This is a genomic window from Herpetosiphon geysericola, from assembly GCF_001306135.1.
GTDB lineage: Bacteria > Chloroflexota > Chloroflexia > Chloroflexales > Herpetosiphonaceae > Herpetosiphon > Herpetosiphon geysericola.
The window spans coordinates 298,235-322,702 of record NZ_LGKP01000022.1 but is presented as its reverse complement, the minus strand read 5'-3'; the positions used below and the strand labels follow the sequence as shown (position 1 = coordinate 322,702).

The window sequence follows — 24,468 nt, the reverse complement described above, 5'->3', positions numbered from 1 at the left end:
GTATTCAGGCAATTTCTTCTGGCTCAAGCACTGGCAAATTCCACAACTCTTCAGGCACTTGCATATGAATCTGGGTGCCGCCTTGGGCAGGAGTGGAAATTGTCAGACTGCCGCCAATCACCATCAACAAGCCGCGATGTAAGCGCAGGCCGCTGCCGCTGCCAGCAGAGCTTGATGGATTTGCGCTCATGCCCACGCCATCGTCGCAAATATCGACCACCAAGCCATGTTGCCAATCGATCTGAACATTAAGATTTAAGTGACGGCGTGGGTCGTTGCCTCGGGCATGGCGGGCTGCATTGCGCAATGTTTCTTGCAACGCATAGCTAATCACTTCGCCAATAAACTGCGGTGTATCAGCCAAACGGGCTTCAGCAGCGGGTGCAACGCGATAAGTTACCTGATCAAAGGCATTGCCAAAATCAACTAAAACCATATCGTGCAAGGTTTGCGCCAAGCCACCTTGGGCCAAACGATGCGGGGTTGCAGGTGGCAACGAGCGAATCAGCGCCGAAAGCTTGGTATGGGCCTCGGATAAAGCCTGAATCGTTTGTTGGGCCAGTGGATCGTTGGCCGAAACCGCGCTCAAATGAATCAGCGCGGCGTGAATTTGCGGCAACACATCGTCGTGCAAGGTGCGGCGGCCTTGGCTGCCCAACACTTTGACTTCAGCAATTCGCTGGCGCAACACATCGCCCAACATGCGCGCCGCCCGTTCGCCAGCCAAGGCATCGGTTAAACGGGCGCAGCATGCCGCCGCAACTTCCATTAATTCCTCGCTATAAACCGCGCCGCTTTGGGGCGAGCCAAGCACCAAGGCCCCAGCCAAACCGCGCCCATCCCACAATGGAATGGCCCATTCAGCGCCACTTTGAGCTTTTAATTGAATCCCCGAAGTACGGCGTTCTGAGGAAATTGGCAATTGCTCAAGGATGGGGGTTGGCGTTTGGCCCCAATGATAGCTAATCACCTTAGGCAAGCCAGGTACTGCATCACGCAGCAACAAACATGCTCGTTCGGCGCGCAACACATCGCGGCTAATCGCCTCGACCAAGCCCTCGACTGAAGCCGAAAGGCTGGCTCCGCCATCAAGCAAACGATCTTGAAAGTGCAAACTGCCGACGAAAGGCCGCAAGCGTTCCATAAAGGCCTCGTGCTCCACCCGATAGCGCCAACTCAACAAGCCATAGGCCAACGAGGCCAAGGTTGTAGCAAACAACACAATATAGATCGAGGCAACTTGCAAGGCAGAACTAACGCCGACCATCAAGGCAAAACCGCCAGCAATTGCCACCAACCAACGCCATTGATCGATGCGATTCCACTGCGGCAAGGGCCGATCGGTAAAGGCCGCATAGGCACCCATGGCTTGGCCAGCAGCACCCAAGGCTGCGGCAACCACAATCAGCACCATCACATCTAATTGAAAAAACAGCTCGATTGCCCGATCGGCGAGCCATGCCACCTCTGGCGTGCGCACCGAGGAGCCTTGCGAAAACACCACCACCGCGCCGATCAGGGCCACAATTCCCGCCAGCAAACCAAGCAATGAAGTGCGAATTAGCCACGAGCGCACCCGCAACCACGCTTGATGCGGCAGGTTATTGCGCCGCCCGGGGCCAGTCAGCAGAGCATGAATTGGCAAGCTAAAACACATTATCAAGGCCAAAAGATAGCCCGCCACGATAAATGGTAAGTTAGCAACCAGCCATGCTGGGACGAATTTCAGGGCCAAAATGCGGGCTTCTTGGGGCAGCGGGTAAATTGCGGTCAGCACCAAGCCCAAAATCCCAATAAAAATGCCCATCGTAAAGAGCAGCAATTTATGAATGCGCAGGCTCTTGCCGCTCACTCCCGTATACCAAATCATTGTGGCATACCAGGCATAGGGCGCGAGCAGCGAAACCACGCTGATGACCCGCCACCAAAAGGGCAAGCCAACATCAACCACCGGCGGACCACGGCCAATGATCGCGGCGTGAATCAAAAAGAACACGCCAGCCATCAATAAACCTGCTGCTGCCAAACGTGGGCCACGCTCACGCCCGCCATCAAGCGTCACAGTCATACCCAGCCATAAACAGATAATTGCATTAAAAATGGAAATTGCGAGGGCAATCGATTGCAGAATAAAAATCATTGAGTGCTACCTATAAACCAATGATTTCATCATACCAGCTGCAAGCTAGCACCTAGGTGCAAAACCTTCCTTCTCTCGGCTCCATAGATTATTATCCAAGGATTGGTTATCGGAATCGTTCAATTTTCACCACCCTTCCGTCCCGCCTCAAGGCGGGAAACGTAGTGGGTTTTCATCCCCCTACACCCCCTAAATGACATCAAATGGATAGTAATCATCGAGCGATGAACCAGTCATTGCTTGGCTCAAGCATAGAGAGATTAATAATCTATCCTTATCAAACCAACTCTTCCCGTAGTACAGGCCAACAAAAGTCTACGAGTAATGATCGAGGTGCTTAAATGCCAACGACGATCCCATTCCTGAGATCGTCGTTGGTGAGTTGCAATTTAGTTTATTGGCAGGTTACGCCATTGAGTTGGAAGGCGCTGCTGGCCAAACTTGGTGGGCTGCCAACCCCTTGGAAACCAAAGTTGACGCTGCCACCATTGCCTGCAAGGTTGCCGTTCCAGCCAGCGTTACTGACCGTGACTGCGCTGCCAGTTTGGCTGACCGTGCCATTCCACAGGTTGCTGATGGTCTGGCCGTTGGGCAAGTTGAACTTGACATTCCAGCCATTCAAGGCACTTGCTTGCAAGTTGGTTACGGTTACATCGGCAACGAAGCCAGAACCCCATTGGCTGGCAAGCTTGAAATCAACCTTGCAAGCGCCGCCAGTGCTGGTTGGCGTGGCGCTTGGCACTTGAGTTGGCGTGCTGGTTGCGGTTGGCACGCTGGTTGAAGTCGCCGTTGGAATGCTGGTTGCCGTCGAAGTTGGGCCTTGAGTTGGCGTGCTGGTTGCGGTTGGAATGCTGGTTGAAGTGGCGGTTGGCGCTTGGGTTGGCGTGCGCGTAGCCGTGGCGCTTGGCCCCGAGGTTGGGGTTGGTTGGCTGCTATTGATCACGCCAACCGTCAAATAATCGGCATAGATCGTTGCCGTGCCAGTGTTGCCAGTCAAGGCATTGAATTCAACCCCCAACTCGCGCACTTGGTTAATATCTGGCACGCCAGCTAATTCAATCGTCAGCAAGCTGGTGCCTGAATCAAGCAGCACCGTGCCGCTATCTTTCCAATGCCAAGCGCTGCCAGTTTTGATGTAGAGCTTGGCATTGAGACCGTTCCCAACATTTTGGGCACTCAAGCGAATTTGAATCCGTGATTGACCAGCCAAGTTGAGCTGAATTGGCAGCTGAATTGCTGCTGGCGTCGCGGCCAAATCAACTTGGGCTTTGATGCCGCGTTGGCCATTGGCTGCCCAATCAGTAGTGACAACTGGCCCAGAAACCAAATTCGAGCCAGTCCAGCCTTGGAGCGTGCCATCTTCAAAATCGCTCACCACGATGCCGGGCAATGGCGTTGGGCTTGGCGTACCTGGCGTTGCCGTGGGAGCGCTCCCAAGCGTGCCATTCCAAAGTTGACCAACATTGGTTCGATTCAAGGTTGCCCAGTGGGCATAGGTGCTTTGAATCCGGCTATCAGTGTTGCGATAAAACATATCGGTGTGCCAGATCATAAAGTAGGCGAAGGGGGCGCTGCTCAAAAGCGCTGGGTCCATCATATAGTCGGTTTCGCTGAGGGCTTTAATCTTGGTTTGCGAAAAACGGCCAAGATCTTCGTACCAGCTGACATAGTTACCCGAGGTTTCATTATAGACATCGCTGCCCAAAATATCTGCTTGGCCAGCGGGATACCAAGCGGTACTGACCCCTTTGACCCCAGGTGTCCAAACCCAGATCAAGTTGTGCAGGCCACGAGTGGTCACCAAATAGCTGAACATATCATCCCAGAGGCGGCGATAGTTGGTCGCGCCGTTATCTTTATCCCACCAGAACCAACCGCCACCAGCCTCGTGGTAGGGTCGCCACAGCACTGGCACGTTGGCATCTTCGAGTTGTTGCAAATCATCGGCAATATTATCAAGCCAAATCAGATAATTATTGCGCTCAGCAGTGCCATCAACAAACATACGATCAATATCAACCACGGTGAACATATCTTGGTGGTTGGTGCCTTGGCTAGCGAGAGGTGTCCAGTGTTGGCTGATGGTTGGAATAACTTTAGCGTTAGTCCAATCGCTGATGATCGCATCGATCATCCATTGGCCATCGTTGGGCAATGCGCCGCCGATGGGAAAATCCCAGCCACGCAGGGCGGGGTAACGTTGTGGATTGGTACGGGCATAGACTGCGTTCGACATTTCGTCTTTGCGAGCGTTATCCCAGTGGACTTCTTGCTGACCGCCGAGCCAATACTGACCTTTGTATTGAACGAAACGATCGAGCACATTTTGGGCATACGGGGCAAGATTCGGATCGGCGGCTTGATAGGCGGTAATTGCGGCCTTGGTGGTGTGCGTTGGTAACAAACTCAGTGAACCAAGCAAGACCCCAAGGAGCGCAATGGTCAACAACGACCGCGAACGGCTTAGGTTCGACCACATAGCGACAATCTCCTTTGATTGAGGACACTCAGCATTGGGTATTAATCGTGGATAGAACGAGGCTAGGATGCGATGGCTACACCTGCGAATGGCCAAGAGTCAGAGCGAATGCAGGAACATTCCCAGCAGCGATAATAGTATAAATTTGTAAAGAGTCAATTAAAATCTTAAGTATTTCTTTAGAATTTGACTGTATAAAGGCGCGCGATCAAGCTTGATCGCGCGCCTGTTTGATTAAGATCGATGTTTATTGGTTAAATGTTGCCTTTAGCTCCATCGTTGGGCATGGTTTTCTTGAAAAAGCTGTTGGCAGCAGTGTGATAGATAATCACGCCTTCGGGCTGCATAAAGCCAGGAACCATGCGGCTGCCATTGACGCGCAAATCTTCTAGGCATGCCTCGATGGCAGTAGTATCAAACAAACCATCGTAGAGCACCGGCACAACCTCGCAGCAAGCAGGTCGATTCTCGGCGTTCCAGCGCGAAGTATTAAACAAGGCAAAGCGCCGTTCGTTCAACCCATATTGGCGCTTGCCAACACTATGGCCAAACCATTCGCCATGGTGCGTACCAACGCCCAGTTCAAGCAGCACAGTGTGGTTGGCAGCAACCCACGCGGCAAAGCCATAGTTATTTATCATCATCAACGGTTATCCAGCGGCTCCTGCTGCCAGCCCGAATCTCGCCCTGTTGGTTGATCAAAATACAGGTGTTGGTGCCATCAATTTTCTCGGTCACAATAACTTGGCGCGCTAGGCGGGCAATTTTGGGAAAGGCTACAAACTCATCACTCATCGTGCACCTCATAATAGTTCAACGTTGCCTAGCATAGGCTGAAGTAGTTGGGACGTAATCATTCGCAGGTTAGGATTTTAAGGAGTAAAAAAGCCCATAACTTAAGCGTTATGGGCAAAGAACTTCATTTCTACGTTTTCGATACAAGGGTGATCACCACCCCTCCGCCCCGCCTCAAGGCGGGGAACGCAGGGGCTTTAATCCCCCTGCACCGCCTAAATTCCACCGCTTGCATAACCATCGCATCAACAATCGAATGCTAATGATGCGATCGATGGCTGTGCAATTTTAGCTAAAACGAAGCGCGACCAACAATGTCATTGCTTTTTAGTGGCGGCAGCGATCAAGGCATGGACGCCGCTGATCAACTCGCTGGGATTGGGGTGCAAGCCTTCGCCCAACAAGGCCGTGCCATACAATTGCTCGACCGCAACCTTGAACAACTCTGCTTGATCTGGCTCGTCGAGCAGGGCAGCCAAGTTGTGAACAATCGCGTGGCGTGGGTTGAGTTCAAGAATTCTGCTTGGCACGCTATATTCTTGGCCCATCATGCGCCGAATCCGATCCATATCGCGGCCAAAATCGTCGCTGGGGGCGGCCAAACGTACAGGGTTGCTGCGCAACAACTTCGAGCCGCGCACCTCGCTAATTTGCTCACCCAACAATTCTTTGATTCGGTCGCCAAGCTGGCCGATGGTGGCTGCTGAGAGCGAGCCCTCCAACTCAACATCGTCGCCAGCAATATCGGCATCATCAACTGAGCGCAGCTTTTTGCCTTGGAAATCGCGCAAGCTTGAGATAACAAAGCTATCGATTGGCTCATGCATCAACAGCACTTCGTAGCCGCGTTCGTTGAAATAATCAAGGTGTGGCGAACGGCGGGCGGTTTCCACGTTGTCGGCAATCACATAATAAATATCTTCTTGGCCTTCCTTCATGCGCTCGACATACTCGCTGAGCTTGGTCAAGCCCTCGCTGTTGGTCGAGTGGAAGCGCAACAGTGGCTCAATTTGGCTGCGCGTGCCAGGATCAGTGACCAAGCCTTCTTTGAAATATGGCCCGAATTCACGCCAGAACTCAGCAAATTTTTCGGCATCGTTATCGGCCAAGGTTTCAATTTCTTTGGTGATTTTGTTGGTGATAATTTTGGCAATTTGGCGCAACGTCCCGCTGCTTTGGACCGTTTCACGCGAGACATTCAACGGCAGATCTTCTGAATCGACCACACCTTGGACAAAGCGCAGATGTTTGGGCAATAATTCTTCGTTGCGATCTTGGATGAGCACCTTGCGCGAGTAGAGCTTCAAGCCTGGATCAGGAATTTGGCGCATCATGCCTTGCTCGCGTTTGGCGGGCAAGAACAAAATTGCATGCAAATCGACTGGCGCATCGGTGCTGATATGGACTGTGCTCAGTGGTTCGCTGAAATCCATCGTGGTTTGGCGATAGAAATCATTATATTCTTCTTGGGTGACTTCGCGTGGTTGCTTGCGCCATAATGCTGTGCGTTGGTTGAGCACCTTCTTTTCGTCGCCCTCAGCTGAGTAGATTGGGAAGGCCACGAAATTCGAGTGTTGGCGCACAATTTGTTCAAGCTTCCAGCGTTCGGCGTATTCTTCTGCATCTTCTTTGAGCACAATTTCGATTGTGGTGCCGCGTTCGCTGCGTTCTGCTGCTTCCAAGGTGTAGGTTGCTTCGCCGCGCGAAGTCCAGCGCCATGCAGTTGCATCGGGCTGGTGCGACAACGAAGTCACTCGCACTTCATCGGCAGCCATAAACACCGAGTAGAAGCCTACGCCAAATTGGCCAATAATTTCGCTGCTATTGGTTGGGTTGGCTTCGCCAAGCTTTTGCAAAAAGGCTTTCGCGCCAGATTGGGCCACAGTCCCCAAATTCTTGATCATATCATCGCGGGTCATGCCGATGCCAGTATCGCTGATCCGAATGATCCGCGCATCTTTATCGGCTTCCAAGGTGATCGCCAATTCCAGCTCAGGATCACGCACATCTTGGTTGGTGAGCATCTCGAATTGCACCCGATTCAAGGCATCGGAGGCATTCGAAATTAATTCACGCACAAAAATCTCGCGGTGGGTATACAGCGAGTGAATTAAAATATGTAAAACTTGTTGGATTTCAGCTTGAAATTGAAACTGTTCGCGCTCGTTGGCAACGTCGTGTTGCTCAGCCATAGGTCGCTACTCCTTATGCAAACTTCTAAATCAAAATTTAACTGCTAGGCCGATTGTAGCATAGCCAAGCCCTCGCCGAGAAGGCTTCTACGTTAGCATTGTGTTGGAGATGCGTCCTTAGGCGGAGGCTAAGCCCGCCAAAACTTGGTATAAACCAGCTACCGTTTTGATTTGGAGGCAATTCATGCAAACACTATTAACGACTGCTGGTATTGTTCGGGTTGAGCAACAGCAAGGATAGCCCCGAAAGGTCAATCAATGGTCAATGGGACTCATCGCGCTGCGGCTCAGCTAGCTGGACTGAATCTTTCTAGCAGGAGTTGCATGTGCAACCGCAAGCGCGTTTTAGCTATTTGGGTTTATCGTTTGGTACTCGGCTGCTCTTAAGTTGTATTTTTACTGCCTCGATGCTGTATCGGATTCAAGTGCTTGGGCTTGATCCATTACAACTGGTTTTAGTTGGCACAATGCTTGAGGCTGCCGCCTTCACCCTCGAAATTCCCACGGGCGTAATTGCCGATGTCTATAGTCGGCGTTTGTCGGTCGTATTGGGAGTAGCCTTTTTGGGCTTGGGAGCGCTCAGCGAGGTTTGGCTGGGTAGTTTCGTTGGTAGTTTGTTGGCTCAAGTTGTATGGGCCTTGGGCTATACCCTGATGAGCGGCGCAACCGAAGCTTGGATCACCGATGAACTCGGGGTTGAAGCAGTCGAGCCGTTATTTCTCAAGGCTGCTCAGCTCAACAGCATCGCCAGCTTACTTGGCATTGGGCTGGGGGTGGCGTTAGCAAATATTGGCTTGGGTTGGCCGATCGTTAGTGGTGGCATCGCCTTGGTTGGTTTAGCGATCACCATGCGCTGGTTGATGCCCGAAACTGGGTTTGCCCCCGCGCCTGCAACTGAGCGCCAAAGTTGGGGCCGCTTTGGAGCCACCCTTCGTCATGGGTGGCAAGCAGTACGCGGGCAGCCAGTGCTGACGAGTTTATTGCTAATGAGTGCAATTGCTGGCGCTGCATCCGAGGGCTATGATCGGCTGTGGGAAGCCCATTTGCTCAACAATATTGGCCTACCAACGTGGCTTAATCTCCAGCCAGTTACTTGGTTTGGGGCAATCGCCGCCTTGGGAACCTTAGCTAGTTTGGCGGCAGTTAGCGTGATTAAACGCTTAGCCAGCAACACCACCGAGCGCAGTATTTGGCTATTACGCTGGCAATATGGCTTGTTGGCAGCGGGCTTACTTGGCTTAGCATTCGCCCAACAATTTGCTATAGCCTTATTTTGGATTATGTTAATTCGAATGTTACGCCAAAGCATTCAACCCTTGTATGGTGCGTGGCTCAATCGGCTGATTGAAGGGCGCAGTCGCGCGACAATTATCTCGATGAATAGCCAAGCAGATGCTTTTGGCCAGATTTTGGGAGGCCCAATCATTGGCTTAATCGCCAGTCGCATGGGCCTCCCCGCAGCGTTTGTGGCCGCAAGCTGCTGTTTATGGCCAATGCTGGTGTTATTACGCCGGAGGCAGCGAACTAAGCAATAAATTAAGATTAATCGGCTTAAATCGATCAGTCATGAGCGTCATTCGTAACGCCATGGCTGATTTTTTTAATTTTTAGCCTTTTTCAAAAACCTATCAATTAAATATACCCAAAATAATTGTCGCATGCGTGTCGCAGGCCTTTCACAGGGTTGTCGCACCGAGAAAACGAAGCTGTGTCCATACCCAAATTGATACAGCTTAGGAGGCTCTCAGTGAACAACTCATCAGCAATTAGCCGCCGCATCTTACTCGCCTTCGCAACCTTCGGCCTGATTTTGGTCAGTTTTGTTTACACTGCCCTCACAAGCAGCCAAACGCTTCAATTTGATACACCAGCAGCTCCCACCGCTTGGCAATGGGGCGATATTGAAACCATCACCGTCACCCAACAACTGCAAACACAACCACGCAACACTGCTTGGCAATGGGGCGATATTGAAACCATCACCGTCACTCAGCAATTGCAAACACAACCACTTAACACCGCTTGGCAATGGGGCGATATCGAAACCATCACCGTCACCCAACAATTGCAAACCGCTCCATTGAACGTTGCCTGGCAATGGGGCAATATTGAATCTGGCAGGCTTTAGCCGAGAAGGAGAACGCGGTATGGATACAACAGCTTTTCCAGACCTTTGGCATTCCATTCCGCGTGAGCTTGCAGCCTTGATGCCAAATCTATCAGCTTTGCCCTACCCCGCCCACTTAATCGCAAATTCGATCGCGCAGCATTCGTACCAACTTTATCAACATTCGCTACGGGTTAGCCATATGGCATGGCATATGAGCCAAACGCTGGGCCTACCACAATACGAACAGCAGCAGCTTTGGCTGGCAGCGCTTTTGCACGATTGTGGCAAAACCCGCCTCCCGCGCAGCATGGTGGTTCGCCCAGCGCTTGGCAGCCCGCATTGGGAAGTTGCGCTCTATCAGCAACATGTCAACGAAGGCATCGCAATTTTGCAAGCATATCCAAGCTTGCACAGCCTGATTCCGTTAGTAGCTGAGCATCACGAACGGCTTGATGGCACTGGCTTTCCACGTGGCAGCAAATATCCAACCAGCAGCGCGCAAATTATTGCCTTGGCGAATGCGCTCGACCATCTGCGGGCACAACCAAACAGCCTTGACAATACCCTACAAGGTTTGATCGATCAAACAATTGGCCAAGATTGGGATTCAACAGTGGCGGCGACGGCGCTTAGTGCTTGGCGGCAAGCCAATCTGGCTGAGGCTGGATAACGTGCTCGTGCCATTCGGCGGCCTGCTGGCGCAACCGAGTGCGCACCAAGGCCAAGGCATCAGCCGATTGATCAGCAGCAATCCAGCGCCGACCTAAGCGTTGCGCCACCGCCGCCGTCGTACCAGAGCCACAACACAAATCGGCAACCAGATCGTCTGAATTGCTTGCAGCCAGGATAATCCGCTCCAACAAGCGTTCAGGCTTTTGGGTAGGGTAGCCCAAACGCTCGGCAGCCATCGGGTTGAGCATTGGAATATCCCAGACGTCATCAACCGGTGTGCCATCTGGATGCGGCAAATAGTGCTTGCCTGCCGCCGAGCGAATGCCCGCCTTGGCAAAACCACTGCTTGCTTTATAAGGTTGGCGCATTGCCTGAAGATTAAATGTCCATTGTTGGGGATGTTTGCTATACCAAAGAATCGTATCGTGCTTATGCGAAAAGCTGCGCCGCGCGCGCCCGCCGCCAGTGTAATGCCAAATAATTTCATTGCGAAAACAATCGAAGCCCCAAATCCGATCAAGCAGCACTTTAGCATAATGCACCGCCCGTCGATCAAGGTGCAAAAACAACGAGCCATGCTCAGCTACAAGCTGACGTGCAGCCACCAACCGTTGCTCGAGCCAAGTCAAATATTCGTTCAAACCACCGTGCCAACGATCATCAAACGCTCCAGCGCTATCAGCAAACACCCGACCAGCAGCAAACGGCGGGTCGAGATACAACAAATCGATCGATTGTGGCGCGATTGTGGCGATAACGGCAAGCATTTCGCCCTGAATAAGCTGATTTGAGTGCTGCGAATTCACGCCCCGTCCTTCTAACTATGCTAACGATTGAAGCAACAAACTGGCCAAGCGTTCGCGGCTAGTTGTTTCCAATTGATAGAGATCCTGTTCGATATTGGTTTGGGTCATCAGCAAGGCCTGATCGCCTGCCTGTAACAGCGTATATTCGCGGCTCAACACCTGTTGGCCCTGATACACCACCGCATTGAAAATGCTGGTTGTGTGGTTTTGGCTCAGCATATCAATAAATACGCTGGCTGCTTGCGCGCTCACCCCAGAATCAGCCAAGGCTTGCAAGGCTGCTTGCTCTTCGCTGCGTTCGATGAGGCTACGGACGGCGGCCAAAACCGCGCTTTGAATATGAAAGCGCAACGGCGTTTGGGCATCCCCAGCATAGCCACACCAATCGAGCACATGGCTGGTCAAATCCGCCAACGAGCCAAGTGCCTGCAAGCGTTGGGCATCGGGATTGAGCACCTCGTGGAAAACCACTGAATCGGCGTGTTTATGGCCAAAAGCCTGCAACAACGCACCATTGCTTGGCAGATGATGCAGAATCAGGCTGCGTTGGGGATAGGCACAGGTTGCGACCAGCGCCAAGGTATCGCGGGCAATCATCAGCATCCCATCGTGATCGGATTGGGCGAGCTTGCGTTGGCGCAAACTGGCTTCGCCGTGCTGTACCAGCTGGGCATGCTCACTCGGATTGGCTGCTGGCTCAACGCCCATAATCGTGGCGGCACTAACCACCGCACAAATCGTCACCAGCTCGGCGCGATTTAACTCAACAACTGCACTCATTCCAACCTCCAACAATCAACAAAGCTCGCTCCATTGTAACGGTAAAAGGGCTTGGGCCATGCTAAAATGCTAGCTGCACTCGATTTTCTTGAATAGGCTACCAAGGAGTGGGTTTGATGCAATTGACAATTTTGGGCTGTGGCGGCTCCATGGGCGTGCCAATGATGGCCTGTGACTGTGCAGTGTGTACCTCGAATGAGCCGCGCAACCAGCGTACCCGCACTGCTGGATTAATTCAAAGCCCAAGCACAACGATTTTGATCGATCCTGGCCCTGATTTGCGGATTCAAGGCTTGCGCCAAGGTCTCTCACAACTTGATGCGGTGTTGGTTACCCACCCCCATCAAGACCATATCGGCGGCATCGACGATTTACGACCATTTACCTTGCACAGCCAACGCAGCTTGCCGCTGTATGCCAACCAATTCACCCTCGATCGCATTCGCTACCAATATGATTATGCCTTTGCCAGTGGCGAATCTGCTTCAACTCGCCCTAGCTTGGGCTTGAACTTACTCGATGGCTCAGCGTTACAGATTGGCGATGTGCCAATTATTCCCTTGCCAATTGAGCATGGCAACTGGCAAATTTTGGGCTTTCGGATTGGCGATTTGGCCTATATGACTGATGTGAGCCATATTCCAGAGCCAACCTTTGATTTACTCCATGGCGTTAAGCGCTTGGTGATTGGGGCATTGCGCCATGAGCCACACCCGTTGCATTTTACGGTTGCGCAAGCACTTGCTGCGGTAGAGCGGATTCAGCCGCAACAAGCCTTTTTTGTGCATACCAGCCATAGCCTCGATTACGCGCTTGAGAACGCTAGCCTGCCCAGCCATGTCCAACTTGCCTACGATGGCTTGGTCTTGCCAATTCAAGTGTGAGACTTTTTGCTCGTGAAATGAGACTTTTGCTCAGCGTCGCGCTGCTATGCTACACCCATCGAAATCAAAGAAGGAGTGTAGTAATGAAACGCAGAACCCATCACCTTTGGCGCTCGACGCTGAGCCTGCTTGGCACGGTTGGCCTCTTGGCTGGCAGCTTCTCAATGACCAGCACGTCAGCATCGGCCCAAACCAGCAGTGCCCAACCATGTTTGACTGGCGATCCATTCCAGTTGAACGCGCTGAAGACCAAACTAAGCCAAGCCAATCCACCAAGCGGCATTCAACGAGTCAATCGCAACTTGACGGTCGAATTTATTACAACTGGCGTGTTGACCAGCGAAGCACCAATAATGCCAAGTGAGCCATTAGAAACTGGCGATGATGAGCCATACGAACGCGAGCCTGTGCCTGCGGCAACCGCCACATTTCGGGTGTTCAACACCCTAACCTTGAACGAGTTTCGGGTGGTGATGCAAGCTAATGCGGTGAGCAACATCCGCGATTGCTACGAACGCAACAATTTGCTCAGCGGTAACGCGCCAAGCGATTACACTGGCAACATCGATGCGCCAGCGCCCCAACGCAGCAAGCAAAGCGAAGTGTTCACACCCTTTGGCTGGAGCAATGGCGATGATAACCGTGAATTGAAAACTAATACCAGCCAATATCCATTACGCACAATCAGCCAATTTTCGCGGGTGAGCGGCAACCAAGATTCCAACTGTACGGGCACGTTTGTTGGCCCACGCCACCTCATTACAGCAGCCCACTGTATCAATCGTGTAGGTACCAACGTGTGGTTTACCACCAAAGTGACGCCTGGGCGCAATGGCACAGGCAGCGGCTCGGCACCGTATGGCTCAAGCGTAATTACGCTCAATCCATCGCCACCAGTTGAATCGTGGTATTGGACCTTTGACGAATGGCGCGACCCTAACCAAAGCAATCGTCGTCGTTGGGACATTGGGATGATCGTTGTGCCTGATCGTTTGGGCGATACGACCTCGTGGATGGGCGTTGCGCCACGTACAGCCAGCTATTTGAAGAACACCACCAGCTATAATCGGGGCTACCCAAATTGTAATGGCGATGGTGCGACTCGCGGCAATGCGCCTGCAGGCTGCCAAGTAGCCCGCATGTATGGTGATCCGAACGATTGTGGCGCACGTTGGTTCAAAAATTTGGATGGCGCTGGTTGGTCAATGCGCTACGATGTTAAATGTGATCTTAGCGCAGGCCATAGTGGCAGCCCAGTTTATCATTATGAATACAGTGCCCATCACGGCCAAGAAATGCCAGTTGTCTCAGCTGTGGTTATCACCGAAGAATGTTTCACCTGTTCAAACCTTAACTCGTATGTGAATACGGTTCGTCGGGTAACGCCTTCAGTGATCGATAACTTCGTTGCTTTACGCGAAATCTTCAACTAAGCAATCAAGCCTCCACAACAAAGCCCGCTGCAACAAGTGCAGCGGGCTTTTGGAATTATTGGCGACCTTCTTTTTTGCGCTGGCGATGATATTTCGCCATTGCCCGACCCCATTCCTTGGCCTTTTGTTGGCGCGGATTGGGCGGTGGGCGATCGTCATTTTTGCGTTCTCGGCGCTCAGCTATTTCTTCGACTTCTTGGTCTTCAATCCAGTCTTCATTCAAATAATTTCGGGTTTGGCCTTTCATGGCGACAGCTTACTCCTCAATAGAAATTGATTCCGCAACGCGAGCGCTACGGGGAGCCTGCCCCAGGGCCGATGGTTAAGGATATCGAGCCCTAGCTACTATAACTCCCCGTTTGAGAAAACAATCACGGCAGCCATAGAGACCCTCCTTAGTTTCAAAATGTATCTGGTCGATAGTGTAAATAGGATAGCAATTTTTTTGCTCCATCGCAAGACTGAATTTTAGCCAAATTGGTGGGATATTTTCTCCCCCAAGCAATAAAAAACCACCCCTATGCATTGCATAGAGGTGGCTTGAGCGAAGGAATTGGGGCTTACTCGACGGTAAATTCACCATCGACCACACCATCATCAGCTGGTTTACTATTGGCAGTTGCGCCAGCAGCAGCAGCTTGGTCGCCGCTATACTGGGCTTCGCCAATGCTCATCAAGGTTTGTTGCAAGGTGGTCATAGCTGCTTGAATTCCAGCATCGTCGTCTTCGGCAATCTTGCTGCGCAAGTCGGCAATTTGAGCTTCTGCTTGGCTCTTGACGCTTGGGTCAACCTTATCGCCTAAGTCGCTGAGCGTTTTTTCAGCTTGATAGGCAATGTTATCAGCTTGGTTTTTCAGCTCAATCTTGGCCCGACGGGCTTGGTCTGCTGAAGCATTCGATTCAGCATCGCGCACCATCTTTTGCACATCGTCCTTGCTCAGGTTAGTGCTGGCGGTAATCGTGATCTTTTGCTCTTTGTTGGTGGCTTTATCCTTCGCCGAAACGTTGATAATGCCGTTTGCATCGATGTCAAAGGTCACTTCAATTTGCGGCACACCACGTGGCGCAGCCGTAATGCCTTGCAATTGGAAGCGAGCCAAGGTCATGTTGTCGCTAGCCATCTCGCGTTCGCCCTGCAAAACGTGAATATCAACCGCGGTTTGGCCATCAGCCGCCGTGCTAAATACTTCCGACTTGCGGGTTGGGATGGTGGTGTTGCGATCAATCAACTTGGTCATAATGCCACCAAGGGTTTCGACGCCCAATGACAATGGTGTAACGTCGAGCAAGAGCACATCTTTGACTTCGCCGCCAAGCACACCAGCTTGGATTGCAGCGCCGATGGCGACCACTTCATCAGGGTTCACGCCCTTGTGTGGATCTTTGCCCGTCAGTTTGCGCACCAATTCTTGGACAACTGGCATCCGGGTTGAACCACCAACTAACACGACTTCATCAATTTGGGTTGCTTTCAAGCCAGCATCTTTGAGTGCTTGGTTGAATGGCCCTTTGAGCCGTTCGGTCAAATCGGCGGTCAATTGCTCGAACTTCGAGCGGGTCAAGTTGGTAACCAAGTGTTTTGGCCCGCTAGCATCTGCCGTGATAAATGGCAGGTTGATTTCGGTTTCCATGGTGGTCGAGAGTTCCATCTTGGCTTTTTCGGCAGCTTCTTTCAAACGTTGCAACGCTTGCTTGTCGCTAGTCAAATCAATGCCTTGATCTTTTTTATACTCGTCGATCAACCATTTTACAATCCGATGATCATAGTCATCGCCACCAAGGTGCGTATCGCCATTGGTTGCCTTGACCTGAATCACGCCATCGCCAACTTCGAGCACTGAAACGTCGAAGGTACCGCCACCAAGGTCGAAGACCAAGATCGTTTCGTCGTTCTTTTTATCCAAGCCGTAGGCCAACGCAGCAGCGGTTGGCTCGTTGATAATCCGTAGCACTTCCAAGCCAGCGATTTGACCAGCATCTTTGGTTGCTTGGCGTTGGGCATCGTTGAAATAGGCTGGAACCGTAATTACTGCTTGGCGGACTGGCTCGCCTAAATATTGCTCTGCATCATTTTTGAGCTTTTGCAAGGTCATGGCCGAAATTTCTTGTGGTGTGTAATCTTTGCCAGTGCGTGGTACGCGCACCCGAGCATCACCACGAGGGCCATTGATAATTTCGTATGGAACAGTGCTCCGTTCTTGGGTAGCTTTATCAAACTCCAAGCCCATAAAGCGCTTGATTGAGAAAATGGTATTTTCAGGGTTGACGGTTGCTTGCCGCTTGGCAGTTTGCCCAACCAATCGTTCGCCGTTTTTCGAGAAGGCCACAACTGATGGTGTGGTGCGACCACCTTCAACGTTTGCAATAACCGCTGGATCGCCACCTTCCATAACAGCGACTACCGAGTTGGTTGTCCCCAAGTCGATCCCTACAATCTTTGCCATAGCGGTTAATCCTCCAAAAAAGTATGTATTGATATGTCTTAATCTGTTGCGTATCTATTGGAACAGGCGCTGCATCGCTGCTCGACCTGTGTATGGAGTATAGCCGATCATCCACTAGAACAATATAGATGGAATGTTAGTTTTGTGTAAGAGATGGTTAACAAGGATGAAGGATGAGGGATGAGGGATGAAGTCAAAAGGCAGAAGGCAAAAAGAGCATAGAACAGAGAGCATAGAACATGCAGAGAAACGATGGCTCTTGGCTATGGGCTTTTATCTCTAGGAGAAGAATCACAATAATCTGTGGCATCTGTGGCTCAAAAAAATAAGCATTCGTGCAATTCGTGCAATTCGTGGCAAAAAAAGTCTCATTGTTAACGCAGCGGCGCAGAGAAACGATGGCTATGGGCTTTGGGCTATCGGAGAATAATCACAATAATCTGTGGCATCTGTGGCTCAAAAATAAGCATTCGTGCAATTCGTGCAATTCGTGGCAAAAAAAGTCTCATTGTTAACGCAGCGGCGCAAGAGAAACGATGGCTATGGGCTTTGGGCTATCGGAACATGCAGTGGTGTTTTAAAAGCCAATATCCCTTCTTCGTGTCCTTCGTGGATCAAAAAACAGTCTTGGTGCGCTGCGTGGATCAAAATCGGGATCAGTTGCCTGATCCCAATAATTGCTCTAAATACGGCGTAACGCCCCAAAATTGTTTCAGTGCTGCGTATTCGTCCACAGCTTTGGGGTCGGGCTTGGGGCTGCGGGTGGCTCGAATCATTAAATTCTTGCCAGTATGCTCTGCATCAACAAACTCGATAATTTCGCTGCGATAGCCATTGATCCGCAGAATTTGCGCGCGCAAGCTGTCGGTCACCAAATCGGCGGTGCGTTGGCGAATACTGCCATGGCGCAACATTGGGTTTAGCACAGGGGCCTGAATCTGATGAGTCAGATGTTTATGGCAACATGGCACGCTCAAAATTGCCTGCGCTTGGCTGCGCAAAGCTAGGGCCAAAGCATCGTCGGTGGCAGTGTCGCAGGCATGCAACGAAAACACCACATCTGGCTGCTGCGCTGGTTGCCAATCGGCCAGCGGCGTTGCAATAAACTCCATGCCCGTGTAGCCCAATTCTGCTGCTTGAGCACGACATTTATCAATTAAATACTCGTTTGAATCGACACCGATTACCACCGCCGCCAAGCCCTTAATATTGACCAAATAATGGTAGGCCGCGAAGGTCAAATAGGCCGAGCCACAGCCAGCATCAAGAATCCGCAAAGGCTGATCAGCCTGCGGTTTGAGTTCCAGTTCATCAAACACCCGCAAAAATTCGTTGATTTGGGTGTATTTTTTGCTCATGCTGGCGCGAATCACGCCATCGTTGGTCATAATGCCCGTTTTTTGCAAATAGGCATCAGGGCGATCGCTGGGCAAGGGCAGGGCTTTAACGTGATTATGGCGCAAATCTGGTGCGGCAGCTTGATTACGCGCCCGACTAAGAATCACTTTGCCCTTTTTGCTGCGCTGCACTTGAATCCGCTCGCTGGTTGTTTCTAGGGTGATGTTGCTCAGCGGCAGGTCGATAATTTCGCCCAAGGCGGCACTGGCTTGCTCAAGCGCATAATTTTTGGTGATATTTTGGCGCTGATCGAAGTAGGCTGCTTGCCATGCCCGCCCATTTTTCAGTTGCACAGGCCGCACCACCACTCGTTGCCAGCGCAAATCGGCAGCGCGGGCCGCACCGCTCATAGTTAGGCGCACAAAATCGTCAGTTAATGCCAAAGCGATCAATTGATCGCGGTAATTTTCTGCTGTTAGTTGCATAGGTTAACCATTGTAGTAGTTTAAAATCTGATCGATTTGGCGACCATATTGCTCGCCAAACAGGGTTAAATGAACCAATAACCAATACAGTTGATAGAGCGGCTGGCGCTCACGATACTCGTTCGACAGCGGCCATGCAGCCTGATAAGCCACCAAAAATTGGCTACCAAAACCACCAAACAAGCTGGCAAAGGCAATATCGGTTTCGCGGTCGCTATAACTGACCGCGGGATCGATTAAGCTTGGCTGGCCAGTGCTAGTTGTAATCACGTTGCCAGCCCATAAATCGCCATGCACAAGGCTTGGCTGTGGCTGATGGCTCAATAAACGATCAAGCTGATCGGCCAAACGCTGGCATTGCTGCTGGCGTTGTTTGGGCATGCGGCCTGCTTGAGCCGCCAATTCAACTTGCGGCCACAAGCGTTGGTCGCGCCAAAATTCGGCCCAGTTGGCATTTGGTTGGTTGGGTTGGGTCAAGGCTCCAATAAAATTGGCTCGTGAATAGCCAAAACTTGGGCCACTAGTTCGATGCAATTGGGCTAAGCCAGCGCCAAGATCACCAGCCTGATAACGGCCTTGAGCTTCAAACCATTCGAGCACCAACCAACTTTGGCTCAGGCCCAAAACTGCTGGCACAGCCAACGCACTGGTCGCCGCCAAACAGGCCAAGCCATCGGCTTCGGCCACAAAAAAATCGTTGGCTGGCTGCTCGCGCCATTTGAGCAAGGCAATTTGCTGGCCAATTTGAATTTGCACTGCATGGTTAATATCGCCGCCATAGATTGGCTTGATTGGCCGAATAGTGGCGGCGAAATGCTGCTCAAGGCTTTGATAGATGCTAGCGGGCAGCATTAGCTAAGCTGCTTGGCGTTTTTTGCGCCAAATTTTATAGCCAATAAAGACCACTGCCAACGCAACCAAGGTTGCTGGCACTGCAATTACTGCGGCCTCGCCAATCGCCTTGAATACCGAGTCGACTTGGACCTTGCTGGTAAAGACCATCTCGCCTTCCGGCGCGCCTAAGATCAAGCGCAAGTTCCATTGGTCGCTGATCGTAAAACGCAAGCGTTCACTGGTGTAGCGGCCAGCGTTGCGATCTTGGTTTTCGGGCACCATAATGAACAATTCTTCGCGGCCAATACTTTCGGGCGCTGCATACAGCTGCACCAAATTGAGCGGCGAAGGCTGGCCCGATGCGGCATCGGTAATCACCACCCGCAACAAGGCATCGCCAACAGCTGGTGGATTGGGGGCAAGCGTAGCAACAACGCGATAGGCGCCGCGCACTTCGTCGATTAACACTTGCTCGGTTGGATTATCCGCGAAAGCGCGGTTGGGCAGGAGCACCAGCAACGCTAGTGCCACAATCATAAAACGTAGAATGCGCATACTTCCCTATGGTACAATGCTTCAGCCTGCGCCATTGGCGGCGCATTGCGTGTAGTATATCGCGATTTTAACCAAACCTGTCGTGGGGATGTCATGTTTTTAATTGTTGGGCTGGGCAATCCAGGCGAAAAATATCTGAATAATCGGCATAATGTGGGCTTTCAATGTGTGGCTGAATTTGCTCGCCGCCATGGCTTGAGCTTCGATGGCAAGCGTGCCGATGCCCGCATCGCTGAGGGCAACATTCATGGCCAGCGGGTTGCGTTGGCTCGCCCGCAAACTTTTATGAACGATAGCGGCAAATCGGTCGTGGGCTTGGTTAATTGGTACAAAATCGATCCCGCCAGCGAATTATTGATTATTTATGATGATTTGGATTTACCGTTTGGCACGCTCAAGTTGCGCAATCAAGGCAGTTCTGGCGGCCAGCGCGGCATGAATTCGATTATTCAATTGCTCGGAACTCAAAAATTTGCTCGTTTGCGCTTTGGGATTGGCCGCCCGCCAGAAGGCTGGGAAGTGATCAATTTCGTGCTGGGCAATTGGAACGCTACCGAACGCGAAGTCTTGCCAAATTTATATGATCGCGCGGTTGAAGCCTGCGAATTGAGCATTCGCGATGGCATAACCAAAGCCATGAATGCGGTCAACGGCGAAGCACCTAAGCAAAAAAAAGAACCGAAGAATCAAGCAACGCAGGATAAGGAGCCAGCCAATGAGCAACCACGTTGATTATGCCCAAGCGCGCAGCTATTGCCTAAGCCTTGATGATGTGGTCGAAGATCATCCGTTTGGGCCTGAGCCATTGGTGTTTAAAATTGGCGATGAGCGAGGAAAAATCTTTGCCTTGTTGACCCAAGGCGAGTCAGCCACCATTAGCCTAAAATGTGATCCCGATCGGGCTGAAATGTTGCGCGAGCAATATCCGGCGATTACTGCTGGCTATCATTTAAACAAGCGCCATTGGAACACGATTGTGCTTGATGGCAGCGTGCCCGACGAAGAATGTTTGGCCTTGATTAGCCATTCGTATGATTTAGTGCGGTCAAAACGGCGTAAAGCCAAAGCCTAGCGTTTGAGGTTCATTAATGGTGCCGTTGCAGATTGTAGCCGTGCGCAATGCCAAACAGCGGCAGCAGTTTATTCGTTTTCCTTGGCAGGTTTATCGTGGCGCGAACCCCGACCCCTTGTGGGTTCCGCCGTTGTTGATCGAACGTGAGCGCTTTTTTAACCCCAAGCATGGCGGCTTTTTTGCCCATGGTGATGTGCAATTATTTTTAGCCCAACGAGGCACTGAAATCGTTGGCACAATCTCGGCCCACATCAATTTTCTGCACAATCGTACTCACAATGAGCAGCTTGGTTTTTTTGGCTTTTTCGAGGTGCTTGACGACCCCGAAGCCGCCGCCGCATTGTTGCAAACCGCCTGTGCTTGGGTGCGAGATCGCGGCTATAAGGCGATTCGCGGCCCAATGAATTTTTCAATTAATGATGAATGTGGCTTGCTAATCGAAGGCTTTGAGCGAGCGCCCGTGATGATGATGACTTACAATCCCCCGCGTTATGTTGAGTATATTGAGCAAGCAGGCTTTGGCAAAAAGATTGATCTCTATGCGTGGGTCATTGATCAACAGAGCTATGCCGAAAAAGGCCGTGGCCCGAAAATCGAACGGGTAGCGGCCTTGGCTCAAGCCCAAACTGGCTTGACCTTTCGCAAGCTCAATATGCGGCGTTTTAGCGAAGAAGTTGAGGCTGGTTGGCATGTCTACAATCAGGCATGGGCCAACAACTGGGGCGCCATTCATATGACGCTGGCCGAATTTCGCCATTTGGCCTATAGCTTTAAGCCCTTTCTCGACCCCGAAGTGATGATTGTGGCCGAAGATCAGGGGCGGATGGTTGGATTACTGATCGCCGTGCCCGATATTAACATTCCCTTGCGCTACAGCGATGGGCGTTTATTGCCCTTTGGCTGGCTCACGATGCTACGGCATAAACGCGAAATCAATCAAATGCGGGTCTTGATTATGGGCGTACTGCCCGAATATCGGCGGCGCGGGATTGATGCAGTGTTCTATCGTGAGGTGCGCAATGCTGGCCTCAAGCGTGGCTATCATACCGCCGAAATGTCGTGGATTCTCGAAAACAACGATGTGATGAACAACACGATTGCTGGGCTTGGTGGGCGCCGCTACAAAACCTACCGAATTTACGAGAAAAAGCTTGCTTAAATTATCGAGAGCAACCATAATGGTTGCTCTCGTATTGCAAGGCGCGGCTAGGATTTAGCCACTGCTCTTAAAGCCTCAGGCTCTTGCTGCTTACCAAGTTGCTGGCGGATCGCTGGCTGGAAAACTGGTATCAACTGCTTTATCTTCATTCTCCAACGATTCTTCTTTATTGGTTTTGGCTTCGACCTTCAATTGCTCGGTGTATTGTGGGTCGTTGCTGGCTGGCTTTTCGCCGACCACATTCGACTTAACCGCCGTACGTTCTTCCTCGTCCTCAATCACCTTGCGGAAACGTTCGAGGTCTTCGGTAATCGCTTTTTGCGGATCATTGCCAAACAATTTGGCAATTGCTTCGCCAACAGCGCCAGCTGGTGGTTGATAATCGAGCTTCACCCGAACCTCGGTTTGCTCATCGCTCAAGGCCGTAAATTCGACGCGGCCTTGGTTGGGCAAGGTCGAGTTGGGCAGCGAACGCCAAGCGATATATTCATTGAGCTTCGCATCGGCAATTTCAGCATCCCACGAAATGCTCAGGCCCAACGGCGCTTTCGCTTCCCAATGGCTGGTGCCATTTTGAAACATCTTGACGCTGTTAAGATAGTGCATAAATTTGGGCAGGTTTTCGAAATTGCCCCAGAAGCGAAAAACCTCGGCGACTGGCTGCTCAACTGTCACTGTATGTTCAACGCTGATCGCTTTGGCTTGATCAACGCCTGCTTGATCAGAATTGGTATGATTTGTAGGGATCGGAATTCGTGGGGTTGTTGGGGCAGCGGGCTTGCTCCACGTCGATTCAGCTGCTTGGCCAGCAGTATTAATGTTGAGTGCGCTATAAGCTGGGCAATGGCCAGTCAAGCCACGCCACAAGAGCGGTGCGCCGCCAGCAATTGCTGCCAAACTTACTGGCAGATGCCGTCGCATAATCCCAAATGCAACCAGTGCGCTGCCGCTTGCTACCGAAAGCAAGCGCTCAGTTTGATGCACATTTTTCTCAGTAGCCATATAGAACTCCTTCAACTAGGCTAATGCAAACTACTGAGCAGTATCGCAAGTTACGTACCACAGATTTGATCCACGAAGAACACGAAGGACACGAAGCGGAGAGGTTGTAGGGGCCAGTCATCAGAATTAGCCACTGAAACCGCGAAGGACGCGAAGAGCACGAAGCCTAGAAACCAACAATCTTGCCGACAAAGCAGATATCCATCAGTATTGTTAGGGAATCCGAATCGTGCGCACATAGAGTACGAAGGCGATGGCAGTAAAAAGCAGAGTAGTTGAAATAAGCATAACTTCTCACCATGCGCTGACGAACTGCTATGGTTATTCTGTTTCTAGTTGATTACATGGAATATTGACATCATAGAAATTCCGCAGATAGGCGACACCAAACTCCATCCGTGTGATTTTTTCGCTGGTTGAATCGCCAATCACGAGCATATACATCCCAGGTTCGAGATCGGCAAGTTTCCAGTCGTACTGTTGTGCTGGATCACCGACCCGAAGCATCGTTGCTGTGGGAGGATTCCAGACAAAGCGTTGCGGTATATCGGGATAGAGCGGACCTTTTACAATGAATGAGAGCCTCGTGAGATCAAGATCGATGTTGCCTGCTTGCAAGGTGATCTGCATGGTGATTGATTCATGCAGATCGAAACAGTTCTTGGGAAGGTAGACTTTTGCATCATCACCAAAATGCCTTCCTTCACCTTCTTTGGCAAGGCGATAGGTAATTGCTTGAGCCGTTGGATCAGGTTGGCTTGGCCCACATCCCCCAAAAACCAGAACCAACGCGCCAAGAACTGAGCATAGATAACGTTTCATACAGAATCCTTTAAGCCGAGTCGCAGCAAGCCGCCAACTATTGCCATCCAGTAGCACGCGTTGCACACGTTAACCAGCCTGAACGAAGAGGATATGAATTGATTTAATACATTAATAGCTCCCTTTCACCCATACAACATAGGGCGATTGAGATGGGAGGATAGAGATTTTGCTAGGTAGGGATTGATTCAAAAAGGGGAATTATTCTAGCTTCTCTTCCATCTCGAAGACGAGTATACTCCATCCATAGATGCGTTGTCGAGGGGGATTCGATGGGGGATACAAGTCAAGCACCATGGTATTCCGAGCCATAAACAAGAACTGGCAGCACCGCATAAAACTCGCTTTCTGAACGGGCAACTGGGGATGATTCTCAATAGCCGCCTGCAACCGAGCGCTCAGCAGAATTTTTCCCCAAGCAATAATATCGAAACCCCAAAAAAGAAACGCGTGGTAGGAGTTACCA

The 24,468-nt window shown here is 51.3% G+C and carries 22 protein-coding genes; 8 read left to right on the top strand and 14 right to left on the bottom strand.

All coding sequences use genetic code 11. The annotated features are described in order from the left end of the window. Positions 1-4: 4 nt before the first annotated feature. The 5 genes from SE18_RS14215 to htpG all read right to left on the bottom strand — a co-directional run bounded on the left by SE18_RS14215 (position 5) and on the right by htpG (position 7,606). Positions 5-2,140 (bottom strand): sensor histidine kinase, encoded by a 2,136-nt coding sequence (locus SE18_RS14215; protein ID WP_054535129.1) that lies wholly within the window; start codon positions 2,138-2,140, stop codon positions 5-7. A 394-nt stretch (positions 2,141-2,534) separates the two neighbouring features. Further along, positions 2,535-4,619 carry a glycosyl hydrolase gene (locus SE18_RS14210; RefSeq protein ID WP_054535128.1) on the bottom strand — a complete coding sequence of 695 codons (2,085 nt, stop codon included), beginning with the start codon at positions 4,617-4,619 and terminating at the stop codon, positions 2,535-2,537. A gap of 254 nt (positions 4,620-4,873) precedes the next feature. After that, a complete protein-coding gene (locus SE18_RS14205) occupies positions 4,874-5,263 on the bottom strand; it encodes an RNA ligase family protein (protein ID WP_201783497.1) in 390 nt (129 codons plus the stop codon). Further along, a complete protein-coding gene (locus SE18_RS28160; protein WP_201783496.1) occupies positions 5,250-5,414 on the bottom strand; it encodes an RNA ligase family protein in 165 nt (54 codons plus the stop codon). Before SE18_RS28160 ends, SE18_RS14205 begins: the two co-directional genes overlap by 14 nt. Before the next feature lie 317 nt (positions 5,415-5,731). Continuing rightward, entirely contained in the window at positions 5,732-7,606 is a 1,875-nt protein-coding gene (htpG, locus tag SE18_RS14200) for a molecular chaperone HtpG (RefSeq protein ID WP_054535127.1), read from the bottom strand. Between the two features lie 326 nt (positions 7,607-7,932). On the opposite strand from htpG, the gene SE18_RS14195 reads away from it, so the two are divergent. The 3 genes from SE18_RS14195 (at position 7,933) to SE18_RS14185 (ending at position 10,386) form a co-directional block, all read left to right on the top strand. Beyond that, positions 7,933-9,141, top strand: a complete 1,209-nt coding sequence (locus tag SE18_RS14195; protein WP_054535126.1) for an MFS transporter — start codon at positions 7,933-7,935, stop codon at positions 9,139-9,141. Positions 9,142-9,353: 212 nt separating this feature from the next. Beyond that, positions 9,354-9,734, top strand: coding sequence for a hypothetical protein (locus SE18_RS14190; RefSeq protein WP_054535125.1), 381 nt, complete (start codon positions 9,354-9,356; stop codon positions 9,732-9,734). Between the two features lie 19 nt (positions 9,735-9,753). Next, positions 9,754-10,386, top strand: coding sequence for an HD-GYP domain-containing protein (locus SE18_RS14185; RefSeq protein WP_054535124.1), 633 nt, complete (start codon positions 9,754-9,756; stop codon positions 10,384-10,386). On the opposite strand, the gene SE18_RS14180 is transcribed toward SE18_RS14185, so the two are convergent. After that, entirely contained in the window at positions 10,346-11,194 is an 849-nt protein-coding gene (locus SE18_RS14180; RefSeq protein WP_054535123.1) for a DNA-methyltransferase, read from the bottom strand. The genes SE18_RS14185 and SE18_RS14180 overlap by 41 nt on opposite strands. A 15-nt stretch (positions 11,195-11,209) precedes the next feature. After that, positions 11,210-11,974 (bottom strand): hypothetical protein, encoded by a 765-nt coding sequence (locus SE18_RS14175; protein WP_054535122.1) that lies wholly within the window; start codon positions 11,972-11,974, stop codon positions 11,210-11,212. A gap of 116 nt (positions 11,975-12,090) precedes the next feature. Here SE18_RS14175 and SE18_RS14170 point away from each other — a divergent pair, with 116 nt between their 5' ends. Both SE18_RS14170 and SE18_RS14165 read left to right on the top strand, forming a co-directional pair. Next, entirely contained in the window at positions 12,091-12,858 is a 768-nt protein-coding gene (locus tag SE18_RS14170; protein ID WP_054535121.1) for an MBL fold metallo-hydrolase, read from the top strand. Between the two features lie 83 nt (positions 12,859-12,941). After that, positions 12,942-14,291: a trypsin-like serine peptidase gene (locus SE18_RS14165; RefSeq protein ID WP_054535120.1), complete on the top strand. Its 1,350-nt coding sequence runs from the start codon at positions 12,942-12,944 to the stop codon at positions 14,289-14,291. 55 nt (positions 14,292-14,346) lie between these two features. On the opposite strand, the gene SE18_RS14160 is transcribed toward SE18_RS14165, so the two are convergent. From SE18_RS14160 to SE18_RS14140, 5 genes are all read right to left on the bottom strand, one after another. After that, positions 14,347-14,538, bottom strand: a complete 192-nt coding sequence (locus SE18_RS14160; protein WP_054535119.1) for a hypothetical protein — start codon at positions 14,536-14,538, stop codon at positions 14,347-14,349. Between the two features lie 313 nt (positions 14,539-14,851). Further along, positions 14,852-16,735 carry a molecular chaperone DnaK gene (gene dnaK, locus SE18_RS14155; RefSeq protein WP_054535118.1) on the bottom strand — a complete coding sequence of 628 codons (1,884 nt, stop codon included), beginning with the start codon at positions 16,733-16,735 and terminating at the stop codon, positions 14,852-14,854. 656 nt (positions 16,736-17,391) lie between these two features. After that, the gene (locus SE18_RS14150; protein WP_054535117.1) at positions 17,392-18,558 is read right to left on the bottom strand and encodes a class I SAM-dependent methyltransferase; all 1,167 of its coding nucleotides are present in this window, start codon (positions 18,556-18,558) and stop codon (positions 17,392-17,394) included. Between the two features lie 3 nt (positions 18,559-18,561). Next, on the bottom strand, positions 18,562-19,410 hold the full coding sequence (locus SE18_RS14145; RefSeq protein WP_054535116.1) for a fructosamine kinase family protein: 849 nt from the start codon (positions 19,408-19,410) through the stop codon (positions 18,562-18,564). A 3-nt stretch (positions 19,411-19,413) separates the two neighbouring features. Continuing rightward, positions 19,414-19,947 carry a hypothetical protein gene (locus SE18_RS14140; protein ID WP_054535115.1) on the bottom strand — a complete coding sequence of 178 codons (534 nt, stop codon included), beginning with the start codon at positions 19,945-19,947 and terminating at the stop codon, positions 19,414-19,416. 93 nt (positions 19,948-20,040) lie between these two features. Between SE18_RS14140 and pth the strand changes: the two genes are divergently transcribed. From pth to SE18_RS14125, 3 genes are read left to right on the top strand one after another with little or no spacing between them, the layout of a single operon-like run. Continuing rightward, on the top strand, positions 20,041-20,679 hold the full coding sequence (pth, locus tag SE18_RS14135; protein WP_054535114.1) for an aminoacyl-tRNA hydrolase: 639 nt from the start codon (positions 20,041-20,043) through the stop codon (positions 20,677-20,679). Next, positions 20,663-21,019 carry an MmcQ/YjbR family DNA-binding protein gene (locus SE18_RS14130; protein ID WP_054535113.1) on the top strand — a complete coding sequence of 119 codons (357 nt, stop codon included), beginning with the start codon at positions 20,663-20,665 and terminating at the stop codon, positions 21,017-21,019. The genes pth and SE18_RS14130 overlap by 17 nt, the downstream gene beginning before the upstream one ends. Positions 21,020-21,035: 16 nt before the next feature. Next, on the top strand, positions 21,036-22,178 hold the full coding sequence (locus SE18_RS14125) for a GNAT family protein (protein WP_054535112.1): 1,143 nt from the start codon (positions 21,036-21,038) through the stop codon (positions 22,176-22,178). A gap of 90 nt (positions 22,179-22,268) precedes the next feature. On the opposite strand, the gene SE18_RS14120 is transcribed toward SE18_RS14125, so the two are convergent. Both SE18_RS14120 and SE18_RS14115 read right to left on the bottom strand, forming a co-directional pair. Then, positions 22,269-23,180, bottom strand: a complete 912-nt coding sequence (locus SE18_RS14120) for a YgaP-like transmembrane domain (RefSeq protein WP_054535111.1) — start codon at positions 23,178-23,180, stop codon at positions 22,269-22,271. Between the two features lie 321 nt (positions 23,181-23,501). Next, positions 23,502-24,002, bottom strand: coding sequence for a hypothetical protein (locus tag SE18_RS14115; RefSeq protein ID WP_054535110.1), 501 nt, complete (start codon positions 24,000-24,002; stop codon positions 23,502-23,504). Positions 24,003-24,468: the final 466 nt, after the last annotated feature.

Excerpts from the sequence above, each read along its gene's own strand:
- SE18_RS14205 (WP_201783497.1), bottom strand. The coding sequence starts at position 5,263 with ATGATGATAAATAACTATGGCTTTGCCGCGTGGGTTGCTGCCAACCAC.
- SE18_RS14130 (WP_054535113.1), top strand. The coding sequence starts at position 20,663 with ATGAGCAACCACGTTGATTATGCCCAAGCGCGCAGCTATTGCCTAAGC.
- SE18_RS14185 (WP_054535124.1), top strand. The coding sequence starts at position 9,754 with ATGGATACAACAGCTTTTCCAGACCTTTGGCATTCCATTCCGCGTGAG.
- SE18_RS14215 (WP_054535129.1), bottom strand. The coding sequence starts at position 2,140 with ATGATTTTTATTCTGCAATCGATTGCCCTCGCAATTTCCATTTTTAAT.
- SE18_RS14165 (WP_054535120.1), top strand. The coding sequence starts at position 12,942 with ATGAAACGCAGAACCCATCACCTTTGGCGCTCGACGCTGAGCCTGCTT.
- SE18_RS14145 (WP_054535116.1), bottom strand. The coding sequence starts at position 19,410 with ATGCTGCCCGCTAGCATCTATCAAAGCCTTGAGCAGCATTTCGCCGCC.
- SE18_RS14210 (WP_054535128.1), bottom strand. The coding sequence starts at position 4,619 with ATGTGGTCGAACCTAAGCCGTTCGCGGTCGTTGTTGACCATTGCGCTC.
- SE18_RS14125 (WP_054535112.1), top strand. The coding sequence starts at position 21,036 with ATGGTGCCGTTGCAGATTGTAGCCGTGCGCAATGCCAAACAGCGGCAG.
- SE18_RS14140 (WP_054535115.1), bottom strand. The coding sequence starts at position 19,947 with ATGCGCATTCTACGTTTTATGATTGTGGCACTAGCGTTGCTGGTGCTC.
- pth (WP_054535114.1), top strand. The coding sequence starts at position 20,041 with ATGTTTTTAATTGTTGGGCTGGGCAATCCAGGCGAAAAATATCTGAAT.
- SE18_RS14175 (WP_054535122.1), bottom strand. The coding sequence starts at position 11,974 with ATGAGTGCAGTTGTTGAGTTAAATCGCGCCGAGCTGGTGACGATTTGT.
- SE18_RS14160 (WP_054535119.1), bottom strand. The coding sequence starts at position 14,538 with ATGAAAGGCCAAACCCGAAATTATTTGAATGAAGACTGGATTGAAGAC.
- SE18_RS14120 (WP_054535111.1), bottom strand. The coding sequence starts at position 23,180 with ATGGCTACTGAGAAAAATGTGCATCAAACTGAGCGCTTGCTTTCGGTA.
- dnaK (WP_054535118.1), bottom strand. The coding sequence starts at position 16,735 with ATGGCAAAGATTGTAGGGATCGACTTGGGGACAACCAACTCGGTAGTC.
- SE18_RS14115 (WP_054535110.1), bottom strand. The coding sequence starts at position 24,002 with ATGAAACGTTATCTATGCTCAGTTCTTGGCGCGTTGGTTCTGGTTTTT.
- SE18_RS14150 (WP_054535117.1), bottom strand. The coding sequence starts at position 18,558 with ATGCAACTAACAGCAGAAAATTACCGCGATCAATTGATCGCTTTGGCA.
- SE18_RS28160 (WP_201783496.1), bottom strand. The coding sequence starts at position 5,414 with ATGAGTGATGAGTTTGTAGCCTTTCCCAAAATTGCCCGCCTAGCGCGC.
- htpG (WP_054535127.1), bottom strand. The coding sequence starts at position 7,606 with ATGGCTGAGCAACACGACGTTGCCAACGAGCGCGAACAGTTTCAATTT.
- SE18_RS14170 (WP_054535121.1), top strand. The coding sequence starts at position 12,091 with ATGCAATTGACAATTTTGGGCTGTGGCGGCTCCATGGGCGTGCCAATG.